We start from the raw sequence: 14832 nt of genomic DNA on the forward strand, positions 1-14832 counted from the left end.
AATTAAAAACAAATAGAATTAATGAATACGACAATCCCAAAAAAATACGATGCTATTGTTATTGGTACAGGAATTTCAGGAGGATGGGCTGCTAAAGAACTTTGTGAAAACGGTTTAAAAACACTCGTTTTAGAACGAGGGAAAATGGTGAAACATATTGAAGATTATCCTACGATGCATAAGGATCCTTGGGATTTTAAACATCGCGAAAATAAATTCAAAAAAGATTTAGAGCGAAAATACAAACAAGCCAGAACTGGATACGTTATGAAACCTTCAACCAGTCATTGGTTTGTAGATGATTATAAGCATCCGTATAAAGAAACGAAACGCTTTGACTGGATTCGTGGATACCATGTGGGTGGACGTTCCATTATGTGGGGAAGGCAATCGTATCGTTTGAGTGATTTAGATTTTACGGCAAACAAAAAGGATGGACACGGCGTAGATTGGCCAATTCGATACAAAGACATTGCCCCTTGGTATGATAAAGTTGAAGAATACATCGGTGTGTCGGGAAATAAGGACGGCCTAGCACATTTACCTGATGGAAAATTTTCACCACCTATGGAATTGAATTGTGTAGAAAAAGAATTGAAAAATAAGATTTCAGAGAATTTCAAAGATCGAGTTTTGATCAATGGTCGGACGGCACATAAAACAGGAAATGCGGTTCATGAAGGGCGTTCTAATTGTCAGTTTCGAAATAGATGTATGAGAGGGTGTCCGTTTGGAGGATATTTTAGTAGCAATTCTTCCACATTACCTGCGGCAGAAAGAACAGGGAATATGACCTTAAGACCTCATTCTATAGCGTATGAAATTGTGTACGATGAAAAATTAAAAAAAGCAATAGGAGTTAAAATTATTGATGCGGTAACCAAAGAAAAGCATTTTTACGAAGCAGAAATTATTTTTTCTTGTGCTTCAGCAATGGCTTCTGCCAGTATTTTATTGCAATCAAAATCAAAACGTTTTCCAAATGGTTTAGGAAATGATAGTGGAGAATTGGGGCACAATATTATGGACCACCATTTAGGAGTTGGTGCTTCTGCTGTTGTAGATGGTTTTAAAGATTCTTATTTTAAAGGAAGAAGACCAAGTGGGTTTTACGTTCCTAGGTTTAGTAATATTGATGAAAATTCAGAAGAAAAAGAATATCTAAGAGGGTTTGGTTTTCAAGGAAGTGCTTCAAGAAAAAATTGGAAACGTGGAATTGCAGAATTGAGCTATGGAAAAGATTTAAAAGATGAACTTTTAAAACCTGGAACTTGGACTGTTGGAATGGGAGGCTTTGGAGAATGTTTGCCTTACCATGAAAATAAAGTGACCTTAAATTATGACGAGTTGGATGAATGGGGATTGCCTACTTTGGTTTTTGATGTAGAATTCAAAGAAAACGAAGAAATAATGCGGGAGGATATGAAGAATCAAGCTGTGGAAATGTTGAAGGCAGCCGGTTTTAGTAATGTTCACGGATTTAAATCAACTTCGGTTCCAGGGAAAGGAATTCATGAAATGGGGACCGCTAGAATGGGACGAGATCCGAAAACCTCTGTGTTAAATAAATTCAATCAGATACATGCAGTACCTAATGTGTATGTAACCGATGGAGCATGCATGACTTCCTCAGGTTGTCAGAACCCTTCTTTAACCTATATGGCGTTAACGGCAAGAGCTGCAAATCATGCCGCAGAACAGTTTAAAAAGAAACAAAAAAAATAAAATAGATGAGAAAGTATCTACTATTGGTAAGTGTGGTGAGTTTATTGTTTTCCTGTAAATCAATAAAAACGAACAAAACAGGTGAGCCTTGGGTAAATTTATTAGAAGGCAATTCTTTAAAAAATTGGACAGTTAAAATTCGGAACCATAAAGCGGGTGAGAATTACAAAAATACCTTCCGTGTTAAAGATGGCGTTTTGGCTGTAAATTATGGAGAATATGAAAAATTTGATGATTCCTTTGGGCATATCTTTTACAATAAAGAATATTCCAATTATAAGTTTCGAATGGATTATCGGTTTATTGGAGATCAAATAGAAGGCGGTGCTGCTTGGGCTTTGCGTAATAGTGGAATAATGATCCATTGTGAAGCGCCAGAAAATATGGGGTTGCAACAAAAATTTCCGGTATCTATTGAGGTTCAATTGTTAGGAGGAAATGGAACGGATGAACGACCTACAGCCAATGTATGTACGCCAGGAACACATGTTGATATTGATGGAAAACAAGATAAAACACATTGTATTACTTCTTCTTCAGAAACTTTTCATGGGGAGCAATGGGTACATATAGAAATTGAGGTAAGAAATAGTGAAATTGTTTCGCATAAAATAAATGGGAAAGAAGTATTGAGCTATACAAATACCGTTTTAGGTGGCGCCGTTGATGCGAATAAAACCTATTGGAAAAATAAAGAAGGGGAATTATTGAAAAAAGGGTATATTTCATTGCAAAGTGAGAGTCACCCAATAGAGTTTAAAAATATTCAAATTTTAGAATTATAAGTCTTTACAGTATGAGAAAAAATGTATTTAGTTGTTTGATGGTCCTGTTGTTTATAGGAAATGTGTTTGCACAAGACCGAGTTCTTGTCTTTTCAAAAACGGCCGGTTATCGTCATAAATCTATAGAAGTTGGAATAAAAAGTATTCAGAAATTAGGAAAGGAACATAATTTTATAGTGGATGCAACTGAGGATGCTGAGGTAATGATTAAGAAAATTAAGAAATACGACGCTGTTATTTTTTTAAACACGACAGGTGATATATTAAATGAAAAACAGCAGAAAAAATTTGAGAAATATATTGAAAAAGGTGGTGGGTTTGTAGGGGTACATGCGGCTGCAGATACAGAATACGAATGGCCTTGGTATGGCAATATGTTAGGCGCTTATTTTTTAAGCCACCCACAGCAGCAAGACGCATTGATGCATATTGAAAACCATGAACATGAAGCGACATCATTTTTAGACGCAACATGGACTAAATTTGACGAATGGTACAATTATAAAGATATCAGTCCGAAAATAAATGTATTGATGAAATTGGACGAGACGTCGTACAAGAGAGGAAAGAATGGAGACAATCACCCAATTTGTTGGATTCAAGATATTAAAAAAGGAAAAATGTTTTATACAGGTCTTGGTCACACGGATAAATCGTACCAAGATGAGAAATTTTTAAAACATCTTTTAGGAGGAATTCAATCTGTGATGAAATAAAAAGAAAATTAGGCTATTGTTAAACTTAAATTAAAAAATATTATATAGGTATGAAACTGAATAAAAACTGTATATTTGCACGCAATTAAATGCTAAATTTATTGCACATGGCTTCAACAAAAATATTACAAGAAGGATTAACTTACGATGATGTCCTTTTAGTTCCAGCTTATTCAGAGGTACTTCCAAATACAGTTTCTATAAAATCAAAATTTTCAAAGAATATTCCTTTGAATACTCCTATTATTTCGGCAGCTATGGATACAGTTACCGAATCGAGAATGGCGGTATCAATGGCTAGAGAAGGAGGTATTGGTGTGATTCATAAAAACATGACAATTGCTGAGCAAGCTTTACAAGTTAAAAAAGTAAAGCGTTCTGAAGCAGGAATGATTTTAGAGCCCGTGACCATTTCTTCAGGACAAACGGTATTGGATGCCAAATTATTGATGCAAGAACATAAAATTGGTGGAATTCCTGTTGTGGATGAAAACTTTGTTTTAGAAGGAATTGTAACCAATAGAGATTTGCGTTTTGAAAAAAACAATGAGCGTTTAATTAGTGCAGTAATGACTTCTGATGGATTGGTAACAGTCGCAGAAGGAACTTCATTAAAAGATGCAGAATCTATTTTACAAGAAAATAAAGTTGAAAAATTACCGATTGTAAACGACCAAAATAAATTGGTTGGTTTGATAACTTTTAGAGATATTGTAAAAGTTCGAGAAAATCCAGAAGCTAATAAAGATGAATTTGGACGTTTACGTGTAGCTGCTGCTATTGGTGTTACAGAAGATTGCTTGGAAAGAGTTGCTGCTTTGGTAAAAGAAGGCGTAGATGCAGTTGTTTTAGATTCAGCACATGGACACTCGGTAAATATTTTAAATAAATTAAAAGAAGTAAAAGCAGCTTATCCTAATTTGGATGTCGTTGCTGGAAATATTGTAACAGCACATGCGGCCTTAGATTTGGTTGCTGCTGGAGCAGATGCAGTGAAAGTAGGTATTGGACCAGGTTCAATTTGTACAACACGTGTGGTTGCCGGAGTTGGTTACCCACAATTGTCTGCGGTAATGCAAGTCGCTGAAGCGTTAGAAGGAACAGGAGTTCCTGTAATTGCAGATGGAGGTTTAAGATATACAGGAGATATTCCAAAAGCAATTGCTGCGGGAGCGGACTCTGTTATGTTAGGTTCTTTATTGGCAGGTACTAAAGAAGCGCCAGGAGAAGTTATTTTATTTAACGGACGTCGTTTTAAATCTTATAGAGGAATGGGCTCTGTAGAAGCTATGCAACAAGGATCTAAAGATCGTTACTTCCAAGCTTCTGAAGGAAATACTCGAAAGTTAGTTCCGGAAGGAATTGAAGGACGTGTACCTTACAAAGGAGAGTTGTATGAAACGATGCATCAATTTATTGGTGGTTTAAGAGCAGGTATGGGTTATTGTGGTGCCAAAGATGTGGAAACGCAAAAAACAGCGCAATTCGTTAAAATTACATCTTCAGGGATTAAAGAAAGTCACCCGCATGATGTAACCATTACAAAAGAAGCGCCTAATTATTCTAGTTAGTAATCTTTTAGGAATAGTAATAAAATCAAAAATCCCTCTTAATTTTTAAGAGGGATTTTTTTATGCTAATTTTTCCTTTAAGAACTCAGCTGTTACAGATTTTTTACTGTGAACTAATTCTTCAGGTGTTCCAGTAAATAATAAATTCCCACCATTTTTTCCTCCCTCAGGTCCTAAATCCACAATATAATCAGCACATTTAATAAGCTCAATATTGTGTTCAATAACGATAAGGGTATGGCCTTTGTCTAACAAGGCATCAAAGGATTTTAATAATTTTTTGATGTCGTGAAAATGAAGTCCTGTAGTAGGTTCATCAAAAATAAATAATGTTTTGTCTTTGGAAGTTCCTTTTACTAAAAATGAAGCCAATTTAATTCGTTGCGCTTCACCGCCCGAGAGGGTAGAAGAGGATTGTCCCAGTTGAACATAACCCAAACCAACATCTAGAAGTGGTTTTAGTTTTTGTACAATTTTGGATTGATGGTAATTGTCAAAAAACTCAATGGCATCTTCAATGGTCAAGTTTAATATATCATCAATATTTTTATCGTTGAATTTTATTTCTAAGACTTCTGTTTTGAATCGTTTTCCTTTACAGTCCTCGCATTGCAAATGCACGTCTGCCATAAATTGCATTTCAATGGTTACTTCGCCTTCTCCTTTGCATTTTTCACATCGTCCTCCTTCTACATTAAAAGAGAAATGTTTTGGTTTGTAATTTCTGACTTTAGAAAGACTTTCCGAAGCAAACAAACTTCGAATATCATCATAAGCTTTGATATAGGTTACAGGGTTTGATCTTGACGAGCGGCCAATCGGATTTTGGTTTATAAATTCCACGTTTTTTAAGGAGCTGAAGTCGCCTGATAACTCTGTAAACTCTCCAACTTTTTCTCCATGACCGTACATTTTCTTTTGCAAGGCAGGATACAATATTTTTTTGACCAGGGTACTTTTTCCACTTCCGGAAACACCTGTTATAACAGATAATGAGTTTAAAGGAAAATCAACATCAACATTTTTTAAGTTGTTTTCTCTAGCACCTGTAATACGAATAGATTTGGTAGAGGTTCTCCTTTTTTGAGGGACTTCAATTTTTAATTCTTCATTTAAATATTTAGCGGTAAGGGAGTCTGACTTTAATAGCTCCGCAAAAGTTCCTTCAGCCACCACATGTCCACCATGGGTTCCCGCTTCTGGCCCAATGTCAATAATACAGTCGGCTTCTTGCATAATATCTTCATCATGCTCAACCACAATAACCGTGTTTCCTAAGTCGCGAAGGTGTTTTAATACTTTAATCAAACGTTGCGTGTCTTTGGGGTGTAAACCAATACTAGGCTCATCTAAAATATACATGGAGCCCACCAAACTACTTCCTAAAGAGGTGGCTAAATTTATTCGTTGACTTTCACCTCCAGACAAGGTGTTGGAAGTTCTGTTTAAGGTTAGGTAGCCCAATCCGACATTGTTTAAGAAACCAAGTCGGTTGTTAATTTCAACTAATAATCTTTTTGCAATCGAAGCATCGTGTTCATTTAAACTTAAGTTTTTGAAAAACACAACCAATTCATTGATTGGTAAATCTACCAAGTCAGAAATATTTTTGTCGGTTATTTTCACAAAATTGGTTTCACTTCTAAGTCTTTTTCCTTGACAAGTTTTACATTTTGTGCGGCCTCTATAACGAGAAAGCATGACCCGGTACTGAATTTTATAACTTTTTTTATCTACAAATTCGAAAAAAGCATGTAATCCTTCAAAAGCATTAGTTCCGTTCCAAACCAACTCTTTTTGTTCTTGGGTTAATTCAAACCAAGGTTTGTGAATAGGAAGATCGAATTTGTAAGCATGGTCAATTAATTGTTCTTTGTATTTTAAGAAAGAATCTGTTTTCCAAGGAGCAATGGCATCTTCATAAATAGACAATGTGGTATTAGGAATGACTAATTCTTCATCGATACCAATCGTATTGCCATAACCTTCACAGCTAGGACAGGCACCGTAGGGGTTGTTGAAACTGAAAAAATGTGTATTCGGCTCTAGAAAAGTCATGCCGTCTAATTCAAACTTATTGCTAAAAGGAATGATTTCATTTTCGTTAAGGTTTTCTAAACTACAGCAACCTTTTCCTTCAAAAAAAGCAGTTTGAACGGCGTCAGCTAATCGGTTGTAAAAATCTTCTTCATCTTTTACTACAATTCTATCTACCACTAAATGCAGTTGTTCTTTTTTTGCCGCTTTTTCAAAATCTTTTTTCGAAAATTGAGTTAAAATACTTTCGTCAATTCGAACAATTTCATCGTTTATTTTTAAACGGGCATACCCTTGTTGCGAAAATAATTTGATAACAATTCCAGGATCTTTGTCCTTGTCGAACTCAATAGGAGCTAACAATAAAAGTTTGGTTTTTTCTTCTAGTGATTTTACATAATTTAAAACATCAGAAACAGTATGTTTTTTTACTTGTCTGCCTGAAATTGGAGAATAAGTATTTCCAATTCTGGCAAATAATAATTTAAAATAATCAAAAATTTCTGTAGAAGTTCCTACGGTAGATCTAGGGTTGGTAGAATTCACCTTTTGTTCTATGGCTATTGCAGGAGCAATTCCTTTGATATAATCAACCTTGGGTTTGTGTAATTTCCCAAGAAATTGTCTAGCATAAGAAGATAAACTTTCTACATACCTACGCTGCCCTTCGGCATATAAAGTATCAAATGCCAAACTCGATTTTCCTGAACCGGACAATCCGGTTACAACCACCAATTTATTTCTAGGGATGGCGACATCGATATTTTTTAAGTTGTGTAATTTTGCTCCTTTGATAAGGATAAAATCTTTTGGACTAAGCTCTGCTATGTTTTTTGTCATTGTATGATAAGAAAGTTGTAAAAATAATCTTTTTGAAACTCAAAATTTGTATTGAAAAGATTTTTTAACAATAATAATTAGGTATGAACACAATAATTTTACATATTTGTAATCAGAAATTAACAACTCTTTTTTAAACCAACGCCTATACCATAAAATTACTTTTAAAAATTACAAACTGTCTAAGGACATTATTAAAAGGATTTTATATGTATACAAAAGTCATTTCCGACAGTGACCTAGTGAGTAGATATATTCAGGGAGATGAAAAATCTTTGGAAATATTAATTACGAAGCACAAACAAAAAATTTACGGATTTATTTATTCTAAAATTTTAGATAAAACATTGACTGAAGATGTTTTTCAAGATACTTTTATTAAAGTGATCAAAACTTTAAAAAAAGGGAAGTACAATGAAGAAGGAAAGTTTTTGCCTTGGGTAATGCGTATCGCTCATAATTTAGTGATTGATCATTTTAGAAAATCAAGTCGCTTGCCTAAATTTAATAGAACCGATGATTTTGATATTTTTGATGTTATTGGTGATGCTAGTTTGAATAAAGAGTCGGAAATTATTCAAGGGCAGTTGTATTCGCAAATAACAGGCATTATAAAAGACTTACCTGCAGATCAGCAAGAGGTGCTGAATATGCGTATTTATAGAGAATTAAGTTTTAAGGAAATTTCAGAAAATACAGGAGTAAGTATCAATACTGTTTTAGGAAGAATGCGTTATGCCTTGATTAATTTGCGTAAAATAATAGCGCAAAAAGAAATTATTTTAACCAATTGATACGAAACGAAGAATTTTATCGTTATAACTAAGTATTTTAACTACTAGTATATGATAAAAAATTACACTCCCCAAAAATCTTCAAAAGTAAACAATGAGCCTTCAGAGCAAACGATCCGATTTTTATTGGATTTTTCAAAGTCTCTACGATTTGTGAATAGCATTAAATTGGACACTCAAGTTGAGTTGAATTTAAATTAGTTTTGGTTGACTAATCCCCCAATTTTTTATGGGGGTATACCAATTAAATTATTTGTTTTTATAAGTATCTAAAACAGATTTTCTTCCAATTGTTTTGGTAATGATGTCTTTTTCCAAATCCCAACCTCTGGCAGGAGAATATTCTCTACCATACCATATAATTTGTAAATGCAAGTCGTTCCATAATTCTCTTGGAAACAATCGTTTTGCATCTTTTTCTGTTTGGTTTACATTTTTACCATTGGTTAAATTCCAACGATACAATAATCGGTGTATATGTGTATCAACAGGAAAAGCAGGAACGCCAAAAGCCTGACTCATCACAACACTCGCCGTTTTATGTCCTACTGCGGGTAATTCTTCTAAACCTTCAAAACTTTGAGGAACCTCTCCGTCGTATTTTTCAATTAAAATTTTAGACAATCCATAAATACCTTTACTTTTCATGGGTGATAATCCGCAAGGTCTGATAATTTCTTTAATTTGTTCTAACGTTAATTTTACCATGTCAAAAGGATTGTCGGCTTTGGCAAACAATAGTGGCGTAATTTGATTGACACGAACATCGGTGCATTGAGCAGAAAGTAAAACAGCAATTAAAAGAGTATAAGGATCTTTATGGTCTAAGGGAATCGGAATTTCCGGATACAATTCCGCTAAGGTATCTATAACAAATTGTACTTTTTCTTGTTTTAACATAAGGTTCGTTTTCGTTTCAAAAATAAAGGATTCTTATAGAAATACCTTTTAAAACAAGAAGTATTTTTTTAGTTATAAAAGCTTTTTCGCCAAAGTTAATGCAAAGTTTTTTTATTCTCATATTTAAAAATGGTTCTAAAAAAATGGCCACTTAATAAGCAAGACTTAGCATAGATTAAGAAATACAAAAAAGAGGCTTTAATATAAATTTTTGTAGTTCCGTATCCTTACTTTTACTACATGATTAAAAAGTTTATTCCCGCTTATTTATTGACGTTTGTAAACGTATTAGGTTTTAGTATTTTAATGCCAATTTTACCTTTTGTTGTAGATAGCTATGGAGCTCCAAAATGGGCTTTCGGATTGCTAATTACTTTGTACAGTGCCTTTCAATTTATTGGTGCACCTATGTTAGGCGCCCTGTCTGATACCCATGGAAGAAAACCAATTTTGTTGATTAGCCAGGCGGGTACATTGCTGAGCTGGGTAATTTTTGTCATTGCTTTAAGTTTGCCCGAATATCGATTTTTAGGTTTTGCTTTTCCTTTGTGGATTGTGGCTTTGTCTAGAATTTTAGATGGAATTACAGGAGGAAATGCATCGGTTACAAATGCCTATGTGAGTGATGTTACCAACAAAGAAGAGAAGTCGTATATATTTGGTTATTTAGGAGGTATTGCCGGAATAGGAATGATTATTGGACCAGGCTTGGGTGGAATAACAGCTTCAACTTCTATAGGTTATATGGGAACATTATTGTCATCAATAGTTATTTCTACCATTACTTTATTAACCGTTTATAAGTGGTTAAAAGAGTCTCATCCAGAAGAAAAAAGAACGAAAAAAAAGAAAATAAGTATTTGGGAAACTTTATTTATCCCTTTGCGTATTAAAAAAGTAAATCCATCGCCAATCATTAGAGTTTTATTTTCTATGAAATTTTTCTTTTCTGCCATGATGGGTTTTTATATTGGTACCATGGCTTTGTTTTTAGTCGATTTATTTTCATTCAATGTTAAAGAATTAGGCTTTTTTATGTTTGTTATAGGGCTGTTTTTAGCTTTAAATCAGGCTTTTGTTTCGAAATACTTTGTCAAAAAAATGGGTGCTTTTAAAACCTTAATCTTAGGGTTGGTTTTAAGTGCCGTAGGTTTGGTAGCCATTACTTTAACCGAAGATTTGTACTTGTATATTGTTTATTACTATATTTTAAACCTCGGACTTTCCTTATGTTTTCCGGTATTTAATTCTATAATTTCTGTAAATGCTAATCCGGCTAAACAAGGTGAAATTATGGGAATTAGTGAAGCAATTAACTCCTTTTGTATGGCCTGTTTTCCTGTAATTGCGGCTATAATTTATTCGTTTATAGGAAGCGATTTGTATCGATATATGATTGTGTTGCCAATTGTGGCTTTGGTACTTGCCTTTGTTGGGGTTAAAAAGTATGGAAAAACAACCTTTGCTAAATAACTAAAGGAGAATAATAAGTTTCTGTATTCACTATCCTGTCTGCTTTCTTTATATTTGTGTTCATTAAAAAATAAAGTATATATGGAGATGTTAAAAGTAGGAGACAAAGCTCCGAATTTTGAGGCAATAGATCAAAATGAAAAAACAGTAAAACTAAGTGATTTTAGCGGGAAAAAACTAGTCGTTTTCTTTTACCCAAAAGCAAGTACACCTGGCTGTACTGTGGAAGCTTGTAACTTACGAGATAATTATCAAACTTTTTTGGCACAAAATTATGAAGTGATTGGCGTAAGTGCTGATTCTGTAAAACGACAAGCAAACTTTGCGACGAAGCAAGAGTTGCCATTTTCGTTATTGGCTGATGAAGACAAAAAAGTAATTGAAGCTTTTGGTGTTTGGGGACCTAAAAAATTTATGGGAAAAGAGTATGACGGAATTCATCGTACTACTTTTGTTATTGATGAACAAGGAATTATTGAGGAGGTAATTGCAAAAGTAAAAACCAAAGCACATACCGAACAAATTTTAAAATAATCTTTACTAGGATGCAGGAATCAACAAGAAGAAATTTTATCAAAAAAACAGCATTGGCAGCAGGTGCTATTCCACTTGTTGGTTTTCCTCAACATATTTTTGCCACAGAAGCTGAGACGGCTAGTACACCTTTGGATATTCATATATTTTCAAAGCATTTACAGTTTTTAAATTATACCGAAACGGGGAAAAAGGCTAAAGAAATGGGCTTTGCAGGAGTGGATCTAACTGTAAGACCGAAGGGTCATGTGCTTCCGGAAACGGTAGGTGTAAATTTGCCAAAAGCGATACACGAAATTGAACAAGGAGGTTCTCAGTGTAAACTAATTACGACGGCTGTTGAAAATATTCACAATCCCTTGGATGTGTCTGTGATAAAAACAGCTGCTGCTTGTGGTGTGAAATATTACAGGTCGGGGTGGTTGCGTTATTCAGATCATGAAGAAATGGAAGTCACTTTAGAAAAATATAAGCAGCAAATTAAAGCCTTGAGTGAGCTGAATAAAACACACGGCATCGTTGGTTGCTACCAAAACCATTCAGGTACTTTTGTAGGTTCATCTTTGTGGGAAATAAAACAAATTTTAGCCAAGGCGAATCCAGATTATTTTGGAACGGAATACGACATTAGACACAATGTTGTTGAGGGAGCTAATTCTTGGGAAAATGAGTTAAGACTTATTAGAAAGCATATAAAAACACTGGTAATAAAAGATTTTAAGTGGGCTAAAATTAATGGTAAATGGAAACCCTTCAATACGCCAGTAGGCCAAGGAATGGTCGATTTCAAAAAATATTTTAGATTGCTGAAAGACTACAATATCCATGTACCCGTAACGTTACATTTGGAATACGATATTGGAGGAGCAGAACATGGAGCAAGAAAGCTTTCTGTGAAACCTCAAGTTGTTTTTGATGCCATGCAACGAGATTTAGAGACCGTACAAAAGCTTTGGAAAGAAGCTTAATAACTTTTTGCTTATAAAAAAGTTAGAATTTCATGGCCAGTTTAGCACTTAATACTCGACTGGTCATATAATTTGGAACACCGTATACTTGTTTGCTATAAGCATCTCTTACCCAAGTATTGGTGTTTGAATTTTGAATGTCGAATATGTTAAAGATTTCCAATCCTACATTTAGCTCTTTAAAGTTTTTTAAGAAGCCTTTTTCGTATTTCTTTTTTCCATCTACAATAATATACGAAAAACCAACATCGGCTCTTTTATAAGAAGTAAGTCGTGTTTGAAATTCATAAGGATCATTGTACGAAGGAGATCCACCTGGTAATGGTGAATTATAAACCAAGTTTAAATATACCTTCAAATCAGGAATGGTAGGTACATAATCTTGGAATAAGATTCCTAGTTTAAAACGTTGATCTGTTGGTCTAGCTATATCTCCTTGATTGTTGATGTTTTCAGTAGTACTTAAAAGGCCTAAACTTACCCAACTTTCATTTCCAGGGACAAACTCTCCATTTAAACGTACGTCCAAACCAGAAGCTTTGGCAGTCGTCACATTATCGGCTCTATATCGAATTCGGACATTGTCAATGGTATACGCATTTACATCGCTTAAACTTTTAAAGTAGGCTTCTGTGGTTAGTTTAAAAGGACGGCCCCACATTTGGAAACTATAATCGTTACCTAGTACAAAATGAAAAGACTCTTGAGCTTTTACATCGGTATTTATTTGGCCTTCAAAGTTTTTAAGTTCTCGGTAGGATGGAGGTTGATGATACCAACCACCAGATACTCTAAACATCATGTCTTTTTCCCAATTGGGTTTTATAGAAAACTGTCCCCTTGGACTTATAGTACTTTGGTTTTCTGATGTGAAATTATCAGAAATTACATTCCAATAATGTGCTCTAATTCCTAAATTATACCATACGTCATGATCCTTCCAAACACTTCTTTTACTCCATTGTAAAAAACCAGTAGCTCTATTTATGGTTACATTATTGTTTCCACGGATAGATTGATAAGGCTCAATAGGACCCGCATATGGCTCGTTAGGTTGTCTATTTATAACGGTATGTTCAATGGGTCTAATAGCAAAACCTGTAGAATCCAACACTTCCCATTCATTGATGCTTTCTCTAATATTTTCTTTTTGAAATTTAATACCACCTTCATAATGGTTTTCATCATCACGCGTAGAAAATTGAATTTTGATATTTTGAATCAAAGCATCCAATTCATTTCTAGAATGATTTATTTGTCCACCAATACCACGACTAAATTCTTTTTCACCAAAATTATCTGAAGTTTCATCCTGATTTATTTGATTTAAGGAATAGGCACCAATGATGTCAAAAAATTCTTCTTCTTGTGTATTGTAGGCCGAAGTTGTGATGTTTATTTTCATATCGTCGTTTACACGATAGGTTGCATTTAAAGCACCAAATAGGGTAACAAATTTATCATTTTCATTTCCTTGGTAAAAAACGACAAGTTCTATAGGGTTGGATAAAGTTCCAAATTTTGTTCTTCTACTAATAGGCTGATAGTTGTAGTCGTTTACAGAAAAATTTCCAAGGAAATCTAACGTCCACTTTTTATTCAGTTTGTAAGATAAAAATGTTTGAATATCGGCAAACAAAGGTTTGTAGTTTGTTTCTGTGTCTTTAGAATTGACGAGCAGTTGATTGTTTCTGTAGCGGGCACTGGTAATTGCAGAAAGTTTTTTGTCTAAAAATTGACCTTCAAAAGTAGCACTTCCACCTAAAAGAGTAAGATTTACATTGGTTTCAGTTTTTGTAGGTTTACGGTATGTAATGCTAAGTACTGAAGATAATTTATCGCCATATTTAGCTTGGAATCCACCTGCTGAAAAGTCAATGTCTTGGGTCATTTCAATATTTAAAAAACTCAATCCTTCTTGTTGTCCAGACCGAACTAAAAATGGACGGTAAACTTCAATACCGTTTACATAAACTAAGTTTTCGTCAAAATTACCACCTCTTACATTGTATTGGGTACTAAGTTCGTTGTTGTTGTTTACCCCAGCAAAGGTCATTAGTAAATTTTCTATTCCAGCCGTAGGACCAGGAATGTTTTTTAATTTTCTAGCTTTTAAATTGGTAATTCCTTTGGCTATTTTTCTATGATCTTGAATGGTGACTTCATCAATTTCTTCCGTTTTATAACTCATGGTAGGTGAGTAACGAAAAGTTCTTCTTTTTGGGATTTTAACTTTTTTGTACAAGTTGTTAAAAGAAACATGACTAAAGACTAATACCAATTCTTGTCGAGCTGGGATTTCTATAAAATATTCTCCATTTTCATCGGTTGTGGTTCCTTGGCCATTTTCATAGCTAATAGAAACACCTTGAACAGGTTCTCTTTTGCTATTTTTCACAGTACCCGATACAAATGCATTTTGCGCAATTAATGAGTTTATAGAGAACAGAATAAATAGAAAGAAGATGATTTTTTTCATCAAGAATAGT

At 34.2% G+C, this 14832-nt stretch carries 11 protein-coding genes; 8 read left to right on the plus strand and 3 right to left on the minus strand.

Going from position 1 to position 14832, the window contains the following annotated elements; all coding sequences use genetic code 11:
- Window positions 1–21: 21 nt before the first annotated feature.
- From FGM02_RS17330 to guaB, 4 genes are all read left to right on the plus strand, one after another.
- The gene (locus FGM02_RS17330) at window positions 22–1725 is read left to right on the plus strand and encodes a GMC oxidoreductase (RefSeq protein WP_139959779.1); all 1704 of its coding nucleotides are present in this window, start codon (window positions 22–24) and stop codon (window positions 1723–1725) included.
- A 5-nt stretch (window positions 1726–1730) separates the two neighbouring features.
- Window positions 1731–2510: a 3-keto-disaccharide hydrolase gene (locus FGM02_RS17335; RefSeq protein WP_139959781.1), complete on the plus strand. Its 780-nt coding sequence runs from the start codon at window positions 1731–1733 to the stop codon at window positions 2508–2510.
- A gap of 11 nt (window positions 2511–2521) precedes the next feature.
- On the plus strand, window positions 2522–3226 hold the full coding sequence (locus FGM02_RS17340) for a ThuA domain-containing protein (protein WP_139959783.1): 705 nt from the start codon (window positions 2522–2524) through the stop codon (window positions 3224–3226).
- Window positions 3227–3333: 107 nt separating this feature from the next.
- Window positions 3334–4797 carry an IMP dehydrogenase gene (gene guaB / locus FGM02_RS17345; protein WP_139959785.1) on the plus strand — a complete coding sequence of 488 codons (1464 nt, stop codon included), beginning with the start codon at window positions 3334–3336 and terminating at the stop codon, window positions 4795–4797.
- A gap of 60 nt (window positions 4798–4857) precedes the next feature.
- Here guaB and uvrA read toward each other — a convergent pair whose 3' ends face one another.
- Entirely contained in the window at window positions 4858–7674 is a 2817-nt protein-coding gene (gene uvrA / locus FGM02_RS17350; protein ID WP_139959787.1) for an excinuclease ABC subunit UvrA, read from the minus strand.
- A 209-nt stretch (window positions 7675–7883) separates the two neighbouring features.
- Between uvrA and FGM02_RS17355 the strand changes: the two genes are divergently transcribed.
- Window positions 7884–8468 (plus strand): RNA polymerase sigma factor, encoded by a 585-nt coding sequence (locus tag FGM02_RS17355; protein WP_139959789.1) that lies wholly within the window; start codon window positions 7884–7886, stop codon window positions 8466–8468.
- Between the two features lie 249 nt (window positions 8469–8717).
- On the opposite strand, the gene FGM02_RS17360 is transcribed toward FGM02_RS17355, so the two are convergent.
- Window positions 8718–9368 (minus strand): endonuclease III domain-containing protein, encoded by a 651-nt coding sequence (locus tag FGM02_RS17360; protein ID WP_139959791.1) that lies wholly within the window; start codon window positions 9366–9368, stop codon window positions 8718–8720.
- 240 nt (window positions 9369–9608) lie between these two features.
- Here FGM02_RS17360 and FGM02_RS17365 point away from each other — a divergent pair, with 240 nt between their 5' ends.
- From FGM02_RS17365 to FGM02_RS17375, 3 genes are all read left to right on the plus strand, one after another.
- Complete coding sequence (locus tag FGM02_RS17365) at window positions 9609–10841, plus strand: MFS transporter (protein ID WP_139959793.1); 1233 nt, start codon at window positions 9609–9611, stop codon at window positions 10839–10841.
- Between the two features lie 81 nt (window positions 10842–10922).
- Window positions 10923–11375, plus strand: a complete 453-nt coding sequence (gene bcp / locus FGM02_RS17370) for a thioredoxin-dependent thiol peroxidase (RefSeq protein ID WP_139959795.1) — start codon at window positions 10923–10925, stop codon at window positions 11373–11375.
- A gap of 11 nt (window positions 11376–11386) precedes the next feature.
- Window positions 11387–12343: a sugar phosphate isomerase/epimerase family protein gene (locus FGM02_RS17375; RefSeq protein WP_139959797.1), complete on the plus strand. Its 957-nt coding sequence runs from the start codon at window positions 11387–11389 to the stop codon at window positions 12341–12343.
- 22 nt (window positions 12344–12365) lie between these two features.
- Here the strand turns inward: FGM02_RS17375 and FGM02_RS17380 are convergent, their stop codons facing one another.
- The gene (locus FGM02_RS17380) at window positions 12366–14822 is read right to left on the minus strand and encodes a TonB-dependent receptor (RefSeq protein WP_139959799.1); all 2457 of its coding nucleotides are present in this window, start codon (window positions 14820–14822) and stop codon (window positions 12366–12368) included.
- Window positions 14823–14832: the final 10 nt, after the last annotated feature.

The organism is Flavicella sediminum (assembly GCF_006381105.1).
In the GTDB taxonomy this organism is placed as follows: Bacteria; Bacteroidota; Bacteroidia; order Flavobacteriales; family Flavobacteriaceae; genus Flavicella; species Flavicella sediminum.